Below are 15,948 nucleotides of genomic sequence, written 5' to 3'. Positions count from 1 at the left end.
CATGAGCCGAACCGCCCAGCCGCTGCCCCGCCAACGCCAGCCCGAGGTCGAGCACGACTATGTCCGCTCGCCTTCGCTGGGTTACGAGACGGCGGAGGAGGCCGGCTGGGTGCGCTGCCTGTCGCATGGCTATCCGAGCCCGCTGGCGCGCTGGCACTGCCACGACGAGTACGAGCTGCACCTCATCACCGACACCTCGGGCAAGGCGTTCGTGGGCGACTGGATCGGCCCCTTCCAGCCGGGTCATCTGGTGCTGTGCGGGCCTCGGCTGCCGCACAACTGGATCTCTCTGGACACGCCCGACGGTGGTGTGGGCACGCGTGACCTGGTGATCCAGTTTCGCGCCGAGCCGCTCGAACGCGTGTCGCTGGACATTCCGGAATTCGCGGAGGTCCACCAGTTGCTCGAGCGTGCGCGCCGCGGGGTGGAATTCTTCGGCCTGTCCGAGCGCGCGCACGCGCACTGGACGCGGGTGAAGTCCTCACGCGGGCTGCGGCGCCTGGCGGCCTTCTGCGACTTCATGGCCGACCTGTCGGCCTGCACCGACTACCGGCTGCTGTCGAGCGTGCAGATCAAGGGCGCGGAGGGCGACGCCGAAGTCGACCAGATCAACAGCATCGTCAACCGCATCACCGACAACCTGGCCGAGCCGCTGGCCATGGCCGATCTGGCGGCCGAACTCGGCATGAGCGAAAGCCGATTCAGCCGCTACTTCCGGCGTTCGACGGGCAACAGCTTCACCGACTTCGTCAACCAGGTGCGCATCAACAATGCGTGCCACCTGCTGATGCAGACCGACCAGTTCGTGACCGACATCTGCTACCAGGTCGGCTTCAACAACGTGGCGAACTTCAATCGCCGTTTTCTCGAAATCAAGGGCATGACGCCCAGCGAATTCCGCAAGCAGGCCAACAGCCGCTTCGGCGGCGCCCACTGACCCGCAGGCGCGGTGCCCCGGCGTCGCGCAGGAGCAATGCATGTATCTGGGACTGGACCTCGGCACATCGGAACTCAAGGGCCTGTTGCTGGCCGACGATCACCGCATCGTCGGCGTGGCGCGCGCGTCGCTCAGCGTGAGTCGGCCGCAACCGCTGTGGTCGGAGCAGGCGCCGTCGCAGTGGTGGCTGGCGCTCGACGAAGTGATGCGCAGCCTGCGCGCCGCGCACGGCGATGCATTGGCCGCCGTGCGGGGCATTGGCCTGTCGGGCCAGATGCACGGCGCCGTGCTGCTCGACGCGAAGGGCGAGGTGCTGCGCCCGGCCATTCTCTGGAACGACGGCCGCAGCGCCGCGCAGTGTGCCGAGCTCACCGCCGCCGTGCCTCGGCTCGCCGACATCGCTGGCAATCTCGCGATGCCGGGTTTCACGGCGCCCAAGCTGATGTGGGTGCGCACGCACGAGCCCGAGGTGTTCGCGTGCATCGACAAGGTGCTGCTGCCCAAGGACTGGCTGCGCTTCATGCTCAGCGGCGAAGCGGTCAGCGACATGTCCGATGCCGCCGGCACGTTGTGGCTCGACGTGGCGCGGCGCGACTGGTCTGACGAACTCCTGGCTGTCACCGGCCTCACGCGCGCGCACATGCCTCGCCTGGTCGAAGGTAGCGCGCCGTCGGCCACCCTCAAGCGCGCGCTGGCACAGCGCTGGAGCCTGGGCGCCGACGTGTGCATCGCCGGCGGTGCGGGCGACAACGCGGCGAGCGCGGTGGGCATGGGGCTGGTGGAGGCGGGGCAGGGCTTTGTCTCGCTCGGCACGTCGGGCGTCATCTTCATCTGCGGTGCGGCCTTTGCGCCCAACCCAGCGCAGGCCGTGCACGCTTTCTGTCATGCGCTGCCTGGCCGCTGGCACCAGATGTCCGTGATGCTTTCCGCCGCGAGTGCGGTGACCTGGGCGGCGCGCAGCTTCGGCCTCACGGATGAGGCGACGCTGCTCGCCGCTGCGGCCACGCTCGACCCGGCTGCGCGCGCACAGGCGCCGCTGTTCCTGCCCTACCTGTCCGGTGAGCGCTCTCCCCACAACGACGCGCAGGCGCAGGGCCTGCTGTTCGGATTGACGCACGCGCACGGACCGGCCGATATCGCCTATGCCGTGGTGGAAGGTGTGAGCTTCGGCTTGCGCGATGGCCTGGACACGCTGGAACGCCCGCGAGGCGACCTGGCGCTGGTGGGCGGCGGCGCACGCAGCGTGTGGTGGGCGCAGTTGCTGGCCGACATTCTCGAAGTGCCCTTGGCGCTGGGGGAGGGCGGCGAGGCCGGTGGCGCACTGGGCGCCGCGCGCCTGGCCTGGCTGGCGGACGGCGGCGACATCGCACAGGTGTGCCAACAGCCCGCGCTGCGCCAGCGCTTCGGGCCTGATGCGGCACAGGCAGCGGCGCACCGTGCGCGGCATGCGCGCTTTCACGCGCTCTATCCGGTGCTCCAGCCCTTCTTCGCAGGCTGAAGCAGACGCGGCGCGCTCTACGCGTTGCCGCCGACCAGTGCGGGCTGCGCCCGGTAATCCGATGGAAACACCTTCTTCAGGTTGTCCACCTTCGGCAGGTCGTTGATCACGATGTAAGGGTGGTCGGGATGGCGCGTGAGGAAGTCCTGGTGATAGGCCTCGGCCGCGTAAAAGGTCTTGCCGGTTTCCAGCGTGGTGGCAATCGGTTTGCCGAACACCTTGCTCTTGTCGAGCTGCGCAATATAGTTTTTTGCCACACGTTGCTGGTCGGCATCAACGGGGAACACGGTGGAGCGGTACTGCGTGCCGGTGTCCGGACCCTGGCGGTTCAGTTCGGTCGGATTGTGCGCCACCGAGAAATAGATCTGCAGCAGCCGGCCGTAGCTGACCTGCTTGGGGTCGAAGGTGATGCGCACGGCTTCCGCATGACCGGTATTGCCCATGCCCACCGCGTCGTATTGGGCCGATGACGCGTTGCCGCCTGCATAGCCCGAGACGGCATTGCGCACACCCTTGACGTGCTGGAACACGCCCTGGACACCCCAGAAGCAGCCGCCCGCGAACACGGCGGTCTGCGGGCCGGACACCGAGGCCGCGGCAATGTCGTCAGCCGGTGCGGGAATCACCACGGCTGCTTCAGCCGCGACCGAGGGCACGGCGTGCCACACGGCAGCGCCCGCCACGAGAGCGAACAGTGCCAGCACCGGGCGGCGGGTCAGCGCCGCCCACGGGGTTGCGGCCGCGATGGTGTCGGCCTTGGAAGTGGGGCGTGTCATGAGGCGGAGCCTTCCTTGCAGTGTGTGTCGCATTGTTGATGTTCTTGGCCCTGGCGGACCCATGCCGATGCACGCTGACCACAACGGGACCTCGGTCTTTGTACCGGGCACGATGGCCGTGCGTGCAGCCGGAGGCCTTGGCCTACTTCTTCATGCCGTCCTTGGCCATGCTGTCCTTGGCCATACCGTCCTTGGCCATACCGTCCTTCGCCATCGAGTCCTTGCCCATGGCATCCTTCTTCATCCCGTCCTGCGCCATGGCGTCCTTCTTCATGCCGTCCTTGGCCATGGCGTCCTTGCTCATGGTGTCCTTCTTCATCATGTCGTCGGCGGCAAAAGCCGAGACGGAGCCGATGGCCATGCAGGTGGCGAGGAGGGTGGCAGAGAGCTTGTTCATTTCGGTTTCCTTCGAGTGATTTCAGAGAGGGGCGCGGTTCGACATGAACACGGCCTTTCGTTTCAACAGCGTTGAGCCCGTGGGCTCAACTGCCGCCGAACCAGTTGTAGCCCTGGTCTTCCCAGTAGCCGCCAGAGTAGGTGTTGCTCACGAACACCGCCTGGATGTGTTTTGGATTCTTGTAGCCCAGCTTCGTAGGCATGCGTAGCTTCATCGGGAAGCCGTACTTCGGCGGCAGCGGCTGCCCGTCGTAGCTCAGCGCGAGCAGCGTCTGCGGGTGCAGCGCGGTGGCCATGTCGATGCTGGTGTAGTAGTCATCTGCGCACTTGAATCCGACGTACTTCGCCTGTGTATCGGCGCCAATGCGCCGCAGGAAGTCACCGAAAGGCACGCCACCCCACTTGCCGATGGCGCTCCAGCCTTCGACGCAGATGTGACGGGTGACCTGGTCCTGCTGGGCCATGGCGCGCAGTTCCTCAAGCCGCCAACTGCGCTTGTCCGCCACCAGGCCTGTCACCTCCAGTCGGTAGGTCGCTTCGTCGACCTGGCGGACTTCGCTCTCGCCGTAGTAGGCGTTGAACGGGAAGGGACGCGTGATCATCGACTCGGGGTAGGTCGGTGCCAGTTTGGAGGGGTCGAACAGCCAGCCCTGCACCTCGTCGTTGATGCGCGAGATCCGGCTGAGTGCGGCCTCGACGCTGGCGTTGTCGCTGATGCTGCAGCCCGTGAGCATCGACAGGCCACCCAGGCTCAGCGAGCGTTGCAGAAAGGCGCGGCGTGCCGGTTGCTCGACCTTGCGGGCGATGAGTTTGCGGGCTTCGCAGAGGGCTGCGTCGGCATCGATACCGACCAGGGACGGGCGTTTGAAGAGCTTCATGAGAGGGTCCTTGGTGTGCGGCCGTCGAGCATGGAAAGCAGGGTTCGCGGCACGAGCGCAACCATCGCCAGGTGCACCACGACAAAGGCGACGAGGCCGGCCATGGCGAAGAAGTGGATGCGCCGTGCGAAGTCGTAGCCGCCGAGCAGGTCGCGCAGCACGGGAAACTGCACCGACTTCCAGAGCACCAGGCCCGAGAGCACCAGCAACACGATGTCGAGCATCACGAACAGGTAGGCGAAGCGCTGCACGCTGTTGTAGTGGCGCGGGTCGGCGTGGGAAAGCCTGCCGTGCAATGCTGCGACCGCGTCGTGCCAGATGCCGGCGATCGACAGCGGGAAGAACCTGGCCAAGAGGCGACCGCTCGCGATGTTCAGCGTCAGGTAGATCAGGCCGTTGGCACCCAGCAGCCACATGGCGGCGAAGTGCCATTGCAGTGCGCCACCCAGCCAGCCGCCGAGCGTGATCGTCGACGGGATGTTGAAGGAGAAGAAGGGCGCCGCGTTGTAGATGCGCCAGCCACTGGTCACCAGCACCAGCACGGCCAGCGCATTGAGCCAGTGGGTGATACGCATCCAGGCCGGATGGATCGGCGTGGGCTTCGGTGATGAGTGCTTGCTTGGCATGGAGCGGATTGTTGAGCGCCGTCGGTCGCCGTTTCATCACGAAGAGTTCAATGATTCGTGATAACTCTGCGGCCTGGATCGCCGCACAATGCGCAGACCATGGAATCCCCCAAACGCGTTCTGATCGTCGAGGACGATGCCCACATCGCCGAACTCCTGCGCATGCACCTGCACGACGAAGGCTATGCGGTGACGCATGCGCCCGACGGTCACGCTGGGGTGCGTGAACTGGAGCGCGGCAGCTGGGATGCGCTGGTGCTCGACCTGATGCTGCCGGGCGTCGATGGACTGGAGATCTGCCGCCGCGCCCGTGCCATGACGCGCTACACACCCATCATCATCACCAGTGCACGTTCCAGCGAGGTGCACCGCATCCTGGGCCTAGAGCTGGGTGCCGACGACTACCTGGCCAAGCCCTTCTCGGTGCTGGAACTGGTGGCGCGGGTGCGCGCACTGCTGCGTCGCACCGAGGCCATGGCACGCCATGCGCGCATGGCCTCGGGCCTGCTGGAAGTGGCGAACCTGGCGATCGACCCGTTGGCGCGAGAGGCGCGCGTCGACGGGCGTTTGATCGAGCTGACCCCGCGCGAATTCGACCTGCTTTACTTCTTTGCGCGGCACCCCGGCAAGGTGTTTTCGCGGCTGGACCTGCTCAATCAGGTATGGGGTTACCAGCATGACGGCTACGAGCACACCGTGAACACGCACATCAACCGGTTGCGGACCAAGATCGAAGCCAATCCGGCCGAGCCGAGCCACATCCTGACGGTCTGGGGGCGTGGCTACAAGCTGGGCTCGCCGACGGCAGATGCCAGTGAGGAGGCGCCATGAACTTCTGGCGTGCGAGCCTGTCGCGGCGTCTGTCGGTGGTGTTCGCGGTGCTGCTGCTCGTGTGCAGCGGGGTGTCGGCCTGGCTCCAGGTGAGGGCCAGTGGCCGCCATGAGCAGGAAGTGACCCAGCGCCTGTCGCTCGGGCTGGCGGCGCACATTGCGGGCGACACCGCGCTGATGCAGGGCGGTGGACTCAATGCCGATGCCGTGCATGGACTCTTCGACAAATTGATGGCGGTCAATCCGAGTGTGGAGGTCTACCTGCTCGGCGCCGACGGAGCGATTCAGGCGCAGGCTGCGCCACCCGGGCACATCCGGCGTGAGCGGGTCGATTTGGCACCGGTGCGTCGGCTGCTCGCAGGCGCACCGCTGCCCATCCTCGGCGACGACCCGCGCGGCGACGGCACGCCCAAGGTGTTCAGCGCTGCGCCACTGAAGGTCGACGGCCGCGATGCGGGCTATGTCTACGTGGTGCTCTCCGGCGAAGACCGTGAAGCCCTGTCGGCCAACCTGTCGGTCGACAGCGTTCTGCGAACCACGCTGTGGTCGATGGCGTTGGTGGTGCTGCTGGGTCTTCTGGCCGGGTTGGCGGCCTTCTACTGGATCACGCGACCGCTGCACCAGCTCACCGATGCGATGCGCGGCTTCGACGCCGGCAATGCCGCCGCGCTGGAACAGCCGCTCGCGGTGCCGTCGGCCCACGCGACGGGTGAGGTCGCAACGCTGGCGCACGCCTTTGCGCAGCTCACGCAGCGCATTGCGGAGCAATGGCGGGAACTGACCGCACAAGACCAGCAGCGACGCGAACTCTTCGCCAACATTTCTCATGACCTGCGTACGCCGCTGACCTCGCTGCACGGCTACCTGGAGACGCTGCAGATGAAGGCCGACACGCTGACGCCCGACGAGCGGCGGCGCTACCTCGACATCGCGCTGGGTCAGAGCCGCAAGGTGGGGCGGCTGGCGCAGGAGCTGTTCGAACTCGCGCGCCTCGAATATGGCGTGGTCAAGCCCGACAAGGAGAGCTTCGCGCTGGCGGACCTCGTGCAGGATGTGTTCCAGAAGTTCGAGCTGGCAGCCGAAGCGCGCCGACAGCGCCTGGTCGCCGACATTGCATCGGGTCTGCCGGTCGTCACTGCCGACCTGGGCATGATCGAGCGCGTGCTCACCAACCTGCTGGACAACGCCATTCGGCACACGCCTGCGGGCGGCGAGATCGTGGTGACCTTGCGGCAGGGCAAGGAGGGCGTGCGCGTGGAGGTCAGCGACACCGGCCCGGGCATTCCGAGTGAACTGCAGCCCGTGATCTTCACGCGCCCCGCGTTCGCGACCTCGGGCAGCCGCAACGGCGGCCTCGGCCTGATGATCGTGCGCCGGATCCTGCAACTGCACGACAGCGACATCCGGCTCATTCCCCGGCAGGGCAAGGGCGCTGTGTTTGCTTTCCAGCTGGACTGATCGAGTCATGAATCCACTTGACTGCTCTGCCCGATGAGCCGGGCAGCCCGTTTGCTGCAACTGCTGGAGGTGCTGCGCGGCCACCGGCAGCCGGTCAGTGCGGACATCCTGGCCGACAGTCTGCAGATCAGTCGCCGCACGCTGTACCGGGATGTGGCCACGCTGCGCGAACAAGGCGCGCAGATCGATGGCGAGGCCGGCATCGGCTACCAGTTGCGCCCCGGCTTCACGCTGCCGCCGCTGATGTTCGGAGAGGACGAAATCGAAGCCCTGGTACTGGGCGCGAACTGGGTGATGCGGCAGGCCGATCCGGAACTGGCCGCCGCCGCCCGCAACGCCCTGCATCGCATCAGCGCCACCCTGCCGCAGCGTCTGCGCCTGGCCGTCGAGACCAGCGGCCTGCTGGTGCCGCCGTCCGCCCGCGCCACCTTGCCGGAGCCCTGGCTACCCGCGCTGCGCAGGGCCATTCGCGCCGAGGAGGCCGTGCGGCTGGACTATCTCGATGCCGACGGCCATGCCACCTGTCGAACCGTCTGGCCATTTGCCATGGGCTTCTTCGACACCTCGCGGGTGCTGGCCGCCTGGTGTGAATTGCGGCAGGACTTTCGGCACTTTCGAGCAGATCGCGTGGCGGACCTGCACGTCACCGGAGCGCGCTATCCCGCCCATCGGCATGTGCTGATCCAGCGCTGGCGCGACCAACTGGGCTACGACCTCGACTACTGACAGTTTCTGACACCGCGGGGGCCTACGCTGCAGCTTCACAACCACACCAAGGAAGCTGACGTGACCCAACCCCTGACGTTCTATACCCACCCCATGTCCCGCGGCCGCACGGTGCGCTGGATGCTCGAGGAATGTGGTGCCACCTACGAGACCGTGGTGCTCGACTACGGCACCAGCATGAAGGCAGACGCCTACCTCGCCATCAACCCGATGGGCAAGGTGCCTGCGCTGCGGCACGGCGACACCGTCGTCACCGAGCAGGCGGCCATCTGCGCGTACCTGGCCGATCTGTTCCCGGAAAAGAAGCTGGCACCTGCGCCTGGGAGCGCGGCGCGCGGCGCGTACTACCGCTGGCTGTTCTTCGCCGCCGCGCCGATGGAGGCGGCCTTCATGGGCAAGAGCCTTGGATTGCTGGCGCCGCCGGACAAAGCCACGCAGGTGGGTTATGGCAGCTACGACCAGGTGATGGACACCCTAGAGATCGCGCTGACGCAAGCGCGGCCCTATCTGTGCGGCGACCAGTTCAGCGCCGCCGATCTGTACCTCGTAGCCGCCTTGGCTTTCGGTTTTCGGACCGGCAGTATCGAGAAGCGCCCGGCTTTCGAACGCTATGTGCAGCCGATCCTTGAGCGCGAAGCGCGTGTGCGCGCCATGGCCATCGACGATGAACTGATGAAGACGATCGCCCCATGAAAAAAGCCCTGCAGCTTTCGCTGCAGAGCTTTTCGTGAAACCAGATTCGCCCCTCTTGTCGTGGAACACCGCGGACATGAAGTGCCGCGCAGCGTGGGGGCGAGCCAGATTACATGCCCATGCCGCCCATGCCGCCCATGCCACCCATGTCAGGCATGCCGCCGCCAGCGCCGGCTTCGTCCTTCGGTGCTTCGGCGACCATGGCTTCGGTCGTCAGCAGCAGCGAGGCGACCGAAGCTGCGTTCTGCAGTGCGGTGCGGGTGACCTTCGTCGGGTCCAGGATGCCCAGTTCGAGCATGTCGCCGTACGTGTCGTTGGCAGCGTTGAAGCCGTAGTTGCCCTTGCCGGCCAACACCGCGTTCACGACCACCGAAGCTTCACCGCCAGCGTTGTTCACGATTTCGCGCAGAGGCGCTTCGACGGCCTTGAGCACCAGCTTGATGCCGGCGTCTTGATCGGCGTTGTCGCCCTTGATCGAGTCGCCCACGGCTTGCTTGGCGCGCAGCAGTGCCACGCCGCCGCCAGCCACAACGCCTTCTTCCACTGCAGCGCGGGTGGCGTGCAGGGCGTCTTCGACGCGAGCCTTCTTTTCCTTCATTTCGACTTCGGTGGCAGCGCCGACCTTGATCACTGCAACGCCGCCGGCCAGCTTGGCCACGCGTTCTTGCAGCTTTTCACGGTCGTAGTCGCTCGAAGCTTCTTCGATCTGCACGCGCACTTGCTTGACGCGGGCTTCGATGTCACCGGCAGCGCCAGCGCCGTCGATGATGATCGTGTTTTCCTTGCCCACTTCGATGCGTTGTGCCTGGCCCAGGTCAGCCAGCGTGACCTTCTCGAGCGTCAGGCCGACTTCTTCGGCGATGACCTTGCCGCCCGTCAGGATGGCGATGTCTTCCAGCATGGCCTTGCGGCGGTCGCCGAAGCCAGGGGCCTTGACGGCAACAACCTTCAGGATGCCGCGGATCGTGTTCACGACCAGCGTGGCCAGGGCTTCGCCTTCGACTTCTTCGGCAATGATCAGCAGCGGACGGCCCGACTTCGCGACTTGTTCCAGCGTGGGGAGCAGGTCACGGATGTTGCTGATCTTCTTGTCGTAGAGCAGCACGAAGGGGTTGTCTAGAATCGCCGATTGCTTTTCCGGGTTGTTGATGAAGTAGGGCGACAGGTAGCCGCGGTCGAACTGCATGCCTTCGACGACGTCGAGTTCGCTGTCGAGCGACTTGCCGTCTTCGACGGTGATCACGCCTTCCTTGCCGACCTTGTCCATCGCGTCAGCGATGAGCTTGCCGATGGTTTCGTCGCTGTTGGCCGAGATCGAGCCGACTTGAGCGATTTCCTTGGACGTCGTGGTGGGCTTGGAAGCCTTCTTCAGCTCGGCGACCAGGGCCGTGACAGCCTTGTCGATGCCGCGCTTGAGGTCCATCGGGTTGATGCCCGCGGCCACGTACTTGAAGCCTTCGCGAACGATGGCCTGGGCCAGGACCGTGGCGGTCGTGGTGCCGTCACCAGCGTTGTCGCTGGTCTTGGAGGCCACTTCCTTCACGAGCTGGGCGCCCATGTTCTGCAGCTTGTCCTTGAGTTCGATTTCCTTGGCGACGGACACACCGTCCTTGGTCACCGTGGGGGCGCCGAACGAACGCTCGAGCACCACGTTGCGGCCCTTGGGGCCCAGGGTCACTTTGACTGCGTTGGCCAGGATGTTGACACCCTCGACCATGCGTGCGCGGGCTTCACCGCCGAAGACTACGTCTTTTGCTGCCATGTTGATTCTCCGAATTCAGTTGGGTTTTACTTCTCGACGACTGCGAACAGGTCGTCTTCCTTCATGACGAGCAACTCGTCACCGCCGACCTTGACGGTCTGGCCGCTGTACTTGCCGAACAGGACGCGGTCACCGATCTTCACGGTCAGTGCGGCCAGTTCGCCCTTGTCGTTGCGCTTGCCCGGGCCCACGGCCAGGACTTCGCCCTGATCGGGCTTCTCGGCGGCCGCGTCGGGGATGACGATGCCGGAGGCGGTCTTGGTTTCGCTGTCAATACGCTTGACGATCACGCGATCGGCCAAAGGACGAAGGTTCATTGCATCTCCAGGATAAAACGGGGGTTGTTTTCTGGTGCCACGCCTGCTGGCGGGCTGCCATCCACTTGAAGCGAGCAGCTTGTTAGCACTCTGCTCCAGCGAGTGCTAATGATACGGGCTTTTGTGTCGGTTTCAAGACCTGACTGGTGAAGGGGTGTTGCGGAGCGCCGCCGACACGTCCCGCTCGTTGACCCGCTTCATATATCTGATCACCAAGAAAAAATAGATACGGGTTGAGCTACCGTTGCAAAACGCTAGCGTTTTTCACACAGGAGTCCTGCCTTGGCTGTAACGAAGACTTGAGGTTGTCAGCGCAAGAGTGCCTCCCGATGTGAAGGCCGCGCTGTCGGCTGTCGCGGAGGCGGAGAGACGCAGCGTTGCGTCCATGCTCGAAGTCATGGTGCTCAGCTACTGCCGCGATCACGGCATCGCCGCGTCGGCTGCCACGTCCACCGGCAGGAACCTTGCCACGGCACCCCGTAAGCAACGCCAGCCTTCGAGCTGAAGTGGCCTGATTCGCAGAGGCTTTTCCTGACGCGGCAATTGTGTCGACGCTGTAGACACAATGGAGCTCCCGATGAACGACTTCTACGCTGCGATCTGCCATGAGCGACATCAAACTCTTCCGCCTCCAATCCGGCCGCGCCTTCGAACTGCAAGGCGACGCCTCTGACCTCGAGAAGCCACTCCAGACCCTGATCGAGTCCAACCTCGACACTCTGCTCGGCATCCGCTTCCTGGCCACCGAGTACTCCACCGGCAAGACCCACGCGGGCCGCATCGACTCGCTGGGCCTGGACGAAAACAACTGCCCGGTGATCCTGGAATACAAGCGATCGGTCGGAGAGAACGTCATCAACCAGGGCTTGTTCTACCTGGACTGGCTGATGGACCACCAGGCCGAGTTCAAGCTGCTGGTGATGGACAAGCTGGGCAAGCCCGCAGCCGATGCCATTGACTGGACGGCGCCGCGCCTGGTGTGCATCGCGGCCGACTTCACCAAGTACGACGGCCATGCGGTCCAGCAGATCAACCGCAACGTCGAGCTGATCCGATACCGGCGCTTTGGCGAAGAGCTGCTCCTGCTGGAACTGGCCAACGCCACCAGTGCGAACGGCGGCCGTGCGCCGGTGGCCAAAACGGCAAAGGTCCCGAAGGCGATGCCCGTTGAGGCTGGTGCGGCGAAGCCGATTACGGGAGACCGATCGTTTGCCGAATGGATGCCCTTGCTTGCGCCGCATTTGGGCGAACTGATGGCGTCGCTGGAGGGGCATGTGCTCTCGCTGGGCGACGACGTGCAACGCAAGGAGCTGAAGTTGTACGTGGCCTTCAAGCGCCTGAAGAACTTTGCTACGGTGGTGCCGCAGAAGGCGCGGTTGCTTCTGTACCTGCACGTCGACCCAGATCAGGTGCTGCCGCTGCCGTTGAACGGTCGGGATGTCAGGCAGCAAGGCCATTGGGGAACTGGCGACCTGGAATTGTCCCTTGCGTCGCAGTCCGATCTGGATGCAGCGAAGCCGCTGATCCTGTTGGCGTATGAGGGCCGTGCGATGGGGGCGGTGACTTCTTCAGGACGTTGAGGTTGACTCAGCCAGCTGAATTGCCGGACCGCCCTGAACTAACATCGTCTGTACATTGATGCGCAGACTCGCGGGCCGTGCGCTTGCACAACCCCTTTCGTAATGTCCGCCACATGACGCTGCGCATCCCTCGACTGCTCACGGCCCGCACAGCACTTCAGAAGTGGTTTCGCATCGCCGAATGGCAATCGACTTTGCTGTGGGCCATCGTGGCAGGTGTGGTGGGCGCGCTGGCCACCGAGTTGTTCCGTCTTGCCCTGCACCTGGTCCATGCTACGCTTTTCGGGCCAGGCGATGGCCTGGTTGCGCTGGCCCGGAGCTTGCCGCCCTGGGAGCGCGTTTTGATTCCAACCTGCGGCGGGCTGATCGCTGGGCTGTTGCTGTTGCTCGCCCGGCGCGCCACGGTGCAGAAGGCAACCTCGGACTACATGGAAGCCATCGTGCTGGGCGACGGCCGTATTCCGTTGGCGCAGACGCTCATACGCAGCGCTTCCTCGCTCGTCAGCATCGCCAGCGGTGGCTCGATTGGCCGCGAAGGCTCGATGGTGCAGTTGTCCGCCCTCGGCACCTCGCTGCTGGGCAGATGGTTCAAGTTTCCTGGCGAGCGGCTGCGCTTGTTGGTGGGCTGTGGCGCGGCCGCGGGCCTGACCGCAGCCTATAACGCGCCCATTGCCGGTGCGTTTTTTGTCGCCGAAATTGTTCTCGGCTCCATCGCCATGGAGAGCGTCGGCCCCATCATCGTGGCTGCCGTCGTGGCCAACATCGTGATGCGCGCTTTACCCGGCTACCAGCCCGTGTACGAGATGCCGCCGTTTCCCGCGGTCGCTGGAGCCGAGGTGCTGCTGTTCGCGCTGCTGGGGGTGTTGCTGGGCGGTGCGGCAGCGCTGTTCCTGCGTGGCCTGGCCGCCAGCCGAAAAGCTTTTGCCCGCCTGCCTGTCGCCCTTCCGTGGCGGTTGGCACTCGGTGGATTGGTGGTCGGCGTGATTTCCGTGCCGATGCCCGAGGTGTGGGGCAATGGCTACAGCGTCGTCAGCAGCGTGCTGCACTCGCCATGGTCCTGGGGCCTGATGATGGGGCTGTTGGCCGCCAAGGCGCTCGCCACGTTCGCCACTGCCGGCTCCGGGGCGGTGGGGGGTGTATTCACGCCGGCGCTGTTTTTCGGTTGCATGATCGGCGCGTTGTTCGGCACCGGCGTGCACGCCGTTTTTCCCGACGCCTCCGCCCAGCCATTTGCCTATGCCATCGTCGGCATGGGTGCGTTCCTTGCGGGCGCGACCCAGGCGCCGCTCATGGCGATCCTGATGATTTTCGAAATGACGTTGAGCTACCAGGTGATGCTGCCGCTGATGGCCGCCAGCGTGGTGACCTATTTCGTGGCGCGCTCGGCCAACGCCGGCTCGATGTACGACATCACGCTGATGCGTCGCCGACAACAGAACGAGCGTTTGCGGCTGCGCACGCTGTCTGTCCGTGACCTGATCGAGCCGGCACAAACCGTGGTCCTGCCCGACGCCGGCTTGGCCGAGATGGGAAAGCTTTTCTTGCAGTTTCCCGTGAAGTATCTCTATGTTGTGGACGAAGCCGGGGTTTACCTTGGGGTCGTCCCGCTGAAGGCGCTGACCGCTGCGGGCGGCACCGCGGGTTTGTCGGAGAGGCAAGCGGTGGACCTGATGGCGCAAGACATCTCGCCCATCACTGCGGATATGGACCTTGGACAGGCGCTGCAGCGCTTCATGGAACACCGGGGTGAGCGTCTGCCAGTCATCGAGAACCAGGCTCGCCCGGTACTGATCGGTGTGGTCGCCAAGAGTCGGCTATTGGCCACTTATGTGCAACTGAGCGAATAACCTGCAAAGTTCGCCGCAACGAGAAATCGTGACCGGTCCATCAGCCCCGCGTGTGTTCGCGCCGGCGCGCGTTGAGAGAAAGAGCGATCATGTGCATCCCGGCCAGAGACCGGCATTTCGCCGGAGCCGATATTTCCAAGCGACCCATGAACGCAGATGTGCGCATTCGATCCGCAGACCGCAAAGACTTCGACGCCTGGAAGGTCCTCTGGAATGGCTACAACAGCTTCTATGGCCGGCAGGGCGAAACGGCCTTGCCGGCCGCCCTCACGGAGCTGACCTGGGCGCGTTTCTTCGACGCCTCCGAGCCCATGCATGCGTTGGTCGCGGACCGGGGCGGCGAGATTCTGGGTCTCGCGCATTACCTCTTTCATCGCAGCACCATCCAGGCCAACCCGACGTGCTACCTACAGGACGTGTTCACCAGCGAGGCCGCCAGAGGGCAAGGCGTGGCAAGGGCATTGATCCATGAGGTCTATTGCCGTGCTGCGGCCGAAGGCTCCAGCCGCGTGTACTGGCAAACGCACGAGTCCAACGCGACCGCCATGAAGCTGTACGACAAGATTGCGGACAAGCCGGGCTTCGTTGTCTATCGGAAGTTGCTCTGATGTGACCGGCGGCGATCACCCACCTCCAGTGGGCGGATCCGCATCCTCGCGAACCGCGGCGTGATGCATGCCTGCGCCCAGCATCGTGCCACCCCCGACCCCACCAGCGCCGCCACCACCTCCTCCTCCCTGGCCCGACCTGCCCGCACCTTGACCTCCTCCTGCGCCTGAGCGGCCCCCGGAAGCCGCAACGCGCAGTGGCCCCTGGTTCGGAACGGCGATGTCGCCGGGAATGGCTTCCAGGTCCAGCACGTCGCGGATGAAGGTTCGCAATGACGCGACCAGCGCCGCGGTCTCGATGGCGCGGCCGGCCACCATGTCGCTCGCTGCCAACGCAGCCATGCGCACCTGCTCCTGCGTGCCCAGCAGGATGACGTCGGACAGCGCAGCCTCCACCGCATCGCGGATGCGACGTCGCCGCTCAGAGGTGGCGCCTTGGACGGCCGGCGGCTCGACCGGCACCGACAGGTCGGCGGCCATCTCTGCGCCATCGAGCGCGGCGACGGCAGCGTCGGCCTTGGCGCGCAACGCCTCCAGTTCGCGCACCGACCGCAGATGGCTCGGGTCGACCGCCAGGTCGCCGGTGAAGGAGCCGCCCAGCGTCTTGTAGGCAGCGATCAGCGTCTTGAGTCGCTCGTTGATCTGCCGGTTCTGGCGTTCTCGCCGTTGTTGCACATGTTGCATCACCAGCAGGCGGATGCCCACCGCCACCAGGGAGACCACGATGAGTCCGAGCAAGGTGGACAGAACGCCTTGCCAGGAACTGAAATCGATTGCATTGCGCATGGATGAAAGGGGTAGGGGCTATGAGGGAGGAGGGCGCGGAGGCGCAAGAGGGTGCCTGGCCTGGCGGCACCTCAGCGTAGCGCGGCCGCCTGCGCGCGCGGGCAGGACAAGGCCGCGTGGGGTCAGCGCCTCCGTGCGCGCACCGGGTCGATTCGCACCAAATCGGGCGTGGTGGTGGGCCGCGAAGTGGAAGTTGGCCCGTTCGCGGTGCAATCCGGTGCGAAAGCACC

16 protein-coding genes are annotated in these 15,948 nt (G+C 65.1%); 9 read left to right on the top strand and 7 right to left on the bottom strand.

The genetic code is table 11. The features are described from left to right. The first annotated feature begins 1 nt into the window (after window position 1). Window positions 2-937 carry an AraC family transcriptional regulator gene (locus J2W36_RS14020; RefSeq protein WP_307690357.1) on the top strand — a complete coding sequence of 312 codons (936 nt, stop codon included), beginning with the start codon at window positions 2-4 and terminating at the stop codon, window positions 935-937. 40 nt (window positions 938-977) lie between these two features. Next, a complete protein-coding gene (gene xylB, locus J2W36_RS14015) occupies window positions 978-2,435 on the top strand; it encodes a xylulokinase (protein ID WP_307690356.1) in 1,458 nt (485 codons plus the stop codon). Window positions 2,436-2,452: 17 nt separating this feature from the next. Here xylB and msrA read toward each other — a convergent pair whose 3' ends face one another. The 4 genes from msrA to J2W36_RS13995 form a co-directional block, all read right to left on the bottom strand. Next, complete coding sequence (gene msrA / locus J2W36_RS14010) at window positions 2,453-3,211, bottom strand: peptide-methionine (S)-S-oxide reductase MsrA (RefSeq protein WP_370869324.1); 759 nt, start codon at window positions 3,209-3,211, stop codon at window positions 2,453-2,455. A 142-nt stretch (window positions 3,212-3,353) separates the two neighbouring features. Further along, window positions 3,354-3,608, bottom strand: a complete 255-nt coding sequence (locus tag J2W36_RS14005) for a pentapeptide MXKDX repeat protein (RefSeq protein WP_307690355.1) — start codon at window positions 3,606-3,608, stop codon at window positions 3,354-3,356. A gap of 85 nt (window positions 3,609-3,693) precedes the next feature. After that, complete coding sequence (locus tag J2W36_RS14000) at window positions 3,694-4,485, bottom strand: molybdopterin-binding protein (protein ID WP_307690354.1); 792 nt, start codon at window positions 4,483-4,485, stop codon at window positions 3,694-3,696. Beyond that, a complete protein-coding gene (locus J2W36_RS13995; RefSeq protein WP_307690353.1) occupies window positions 4,482-5,111 on the bottom strand; it encodes a cytochrome b/b6 domain-containing protein in 630 nt (209 codons plus the stop codon). The genes J2W36_RS14000 and J2W36_RS13995 overlap by 4 nt, the downstream gene beginning before the upstream one ends. Before the next feature lie 99 nt (window positions 5,112-5,210). Here J2W36_RS13995 and J2W36_RS13990 point away from each other — a divergent pair, with 99 nt between their 5' ends. The 4 genes from J2W36_RS13990 to J2W36_RS13975 all read left to right on the top strand — a co-directional run bounded on the left by J2W36_RS13990 (window position 5,211) and on the right by J2W36_RS13975 (window position 8,818). After that, window positions 5,211-5,942, top strand: a complete 732-nt coding sequence (locus tag J2W36_RS13990; protein ID WP_307690352.1) for a response regulator transcription factor — start codon at window positions 5,211-5,213, stop codon at window positions 5,940-5,942. Continuing rightward, entirely contained in the window at window positions 5,939-7,399 is a 1,461-nt protein-coding gene (locus tag J2W36_RS13985) for a sensor histidine kinase (RefSeq protein ID WP_307690351.1), read from the top strand. Before J2W36_RS13990 ends, J2W36_RS13985 begins: the two co-directional genes overlap by 4 nt. Window positions 7,400-7,432: 33 nt before the next feature. Beyond that, window positions 7,433-8,125 (top strand): helix-turn-helix transcriptional regulator, encoded by a 693-nt coding sequence (locus J2W36_RS13980; protein ID WP_307690350.1) that lies wholly within the window; start codon window positions 7,433-7,435, stop codon window positions 8,123-8,125. 93 nt (window positions 8,126-8,218) lie between these two features. Beyond that, window positions 8,219-8,818, top strand: coding sequence for a glutathione S-transferase family protein (locus J2W36_RS13975; protein WP_370869327.1), 600 nt, complete (start codon window positions 8,219-8,221; stop codon window positions 8,816-8,818). 109 nt (window positions 8,819-8,927) lie between these two features. Here the strand turns inward: J2W36_RS13975 and groL are convergent, their stop codons facing one another. Beyond that, window positions 8,928-10,580 carry a chaperonin GroEL gene (groL, locus tag J2W36_RS13970; protein WP_307690348.1) on the bottom strand — a complete coding sequence of 551 codons (1,653 nt, stop codon included), beginning with the start codon at window positions 10,578-10,580 and terminating at the stop codon, window positions 8,928-8,930. A gap of 26 nt (window positions 10,581-10,606) precedes the next feature. Then, the gene (locus J2W36_RS13965; protein WP_307690347.1) at window positions 10,607-10,897 is read right to left on the bottom strand and encodes a co-chaperone GroES; all 291 of its coding nucleotides are present in this window, start codon (window positions 10,895-10,897) and stop codon (window positions 10,607-10,609) included. Window positions 10,898-11,502: 605 nt separating this feature from the next. On the opposite strand from J2W36_RS13965, the gene J2W36_RS13960 reads away from it, so the two are divergent. The 3 genes from J2W36_RS13960 to J2W36_RS13950 all read left to right on the top strand — a co-directional run bounded on the left by J2W36_RS13960 (window position 11,503) and on the right by J2W36_RS13950 (window position 14,932). After that, window positions 11,503-12,477 carry a DUF5655 domain-containing protein gene (locus J2W36_RS13960; protein ID WP_307690346.1) on the top strand — a complete coding sequence of 325 codons (975 nt, stop codon included), beginning with the start codon at window positions 11,503-11,505 and terminating at the stop codon, window positions 12,475-12,477. A gap of 113 nt (window positions 12,478-12,590) precedes the next feature. Further along, complete coding sequence (locus tag J2W36_RS13955; protein ID WP_307690345.1) at window positions 12,591-14,324, top strand: ClcB-like voltage-gated chloride channel protein; 1,734 nt, start codon at window positions 12,591-12,593, stop codon at window positions 14,322-14,324. A gap of 146 nt (window positions 14,325-14,470) precedes the next feature. After that, a complete protein-coding gene (locus tag J2W36_RS13950; RefSeq protein WP_307690344.1) occupies window positions 14,471-14,932 on the top strand; it encodes a GNAT family N-acetyltransferase in 462 nt (153 codons plus the stop codon). Between the two features lie 15 nt (window positions 14,933-14,947). On the opposite strand, the gene J2W36_RS13945 is transcribed toward J2W36_RS13950, so the two are convergent. Then, a complete protein-coding gene (locus J2W36_RS13945) occupies window positions 14,948-15,718 on the bottom strand; it encodes a hypothetical protein (protein ID WP_307690343.1) in 771 nt (256 codons plus the stop codon). Window positions 15,719-15,948 lie beyond the last annotated feature (230 nt).

The organism is Variovorax ginsengisoli, assembly GCF_030811835.1.
Lineage (GTDB): Bacteria > Pseudomonadota > Gammaproteobacteria > Burkholderiales > Burkholderiaceae_C > Variovorax > Variovorax ginsengisoli_C.
This window is presented reverse-complemented; position numbering and strand designations above follow the sequence as displayed.

Excerpts from the sequence above, each read along its gene's own strand:
- J2W36_RS13975 (WP_370869327.1), top strand. The coding sequence starts at position 8,219 with ATGTCCCGCGGCCGCACGGTGCGCTGGATGCTCGAGGAATGTGGTGCC.
- groL (WP_307690348.1), bottom strand. The coding sequence starts at position 10,580 with ATGGCAGCAAAAGACGTAGTCTTCGGCGGTGAAGCCCGCGCACGCATG.
- J2W36_RS13995 (WP_307690353.1), bottom strand. The coding sequence starts at position 5,111 with ATGCCAAGCAAGCACTCATCACCGAAGCCCACGCCGATCCATCCGGCC.
- J2W36_RS13960 (WP_307690346.1), top strand. The coding sequence starts at position 11,503 with ATGAGCGACATCAAACTCTTCCGCCTCCAATCCGGCCGCGCCTTCGAA.
- J2W36_RS13955 (WP_307690345.1), top strand. The coding sequence starts at position 12,591 with ATGACGCTGCGCATCCCTCGACTGCTCACGGCCCGCACAGCACTTCAG.
- J2W36_RS13980 (WP_307690350.1), top strand. The coding sequence starts at position 7,433 with ATGAGCCGGGCAGCCCGTTTGCTGCAACTGCTGGAGGTGCTGCGCGGC.
- J2W36_RS14005 (WP_307690355.1), bottom strand. The coding sequence starts at position 3,608 with ATGAACAAGCTCTCTGCCACCCTCCTCGCCACCTGCATGGCCATCGGC.
- J2W36_RS13985 (WP_307690351.1), top strand. The coding sequence starts at position 5,939 with ATGAACTTCTGGCGTGCGAGCCTGTCGCGGCGTCTGTCGGTGGTGTTC.
- J2W36_RS13965 (WP_307690347.1), bottom strand. The coding sequence starts at position 10,897 with ATGAACCTTCGTCCTTTGGCCGATCGCGTGATCGTCAAGCGTATTGAC.
- J2W36_RS13990 (WP_307690352.1), top strand. The coding sequence starts at position 5,211 with ATGGAATCCCCCAAACGCGTTCTGATCGTCGAGGACGATGCCCACATC.
- msrA (WP_370869324.1), bottom strand. The coding sequence starts at position 3,211 with ATGACACGCCCCACTTCCAAGGCCGACACCATCGCGGCCGCAACCCCG.
- J2W36_RS13945 (WP_307690343.1), bottom strand. The coding sequence starts at position 15,718 with ATGCGCAATGCAATCGATTTCAGTTCCTGGCAAGGCGTTCTGTCCACC.
- J2W36_RS13950 (WP_307690344.1), top strand. The coding sequence starts at position 14,471 with ATGAACGCAGATGTGCGCATTCGATCCGCAGACCGCAAAGACTTCGAC.
- J2W36_RS14020 (WP_307690357.1), top strand. The coding sequence starts at position 2 with ATGAGCCGAACCGCCCAGCCGCTGCCCCGCCAACGCCAGCCCGAGGTC.
- xylB (WP_307690356.1), top strand. The coding sequence starts at position 978 with ATGTATCTGGGACTGGACCTCGGCACATCGGAACTCAAGGGCCTGTTG.
- J2W36_RS14000 (WP_307690354.1), bottom strand. The coding sequence starts at position 4,485 with ATGAAGCTCTTCAAACGCCCGTCCCTGGTCGGTATCGATGCCGACGCA.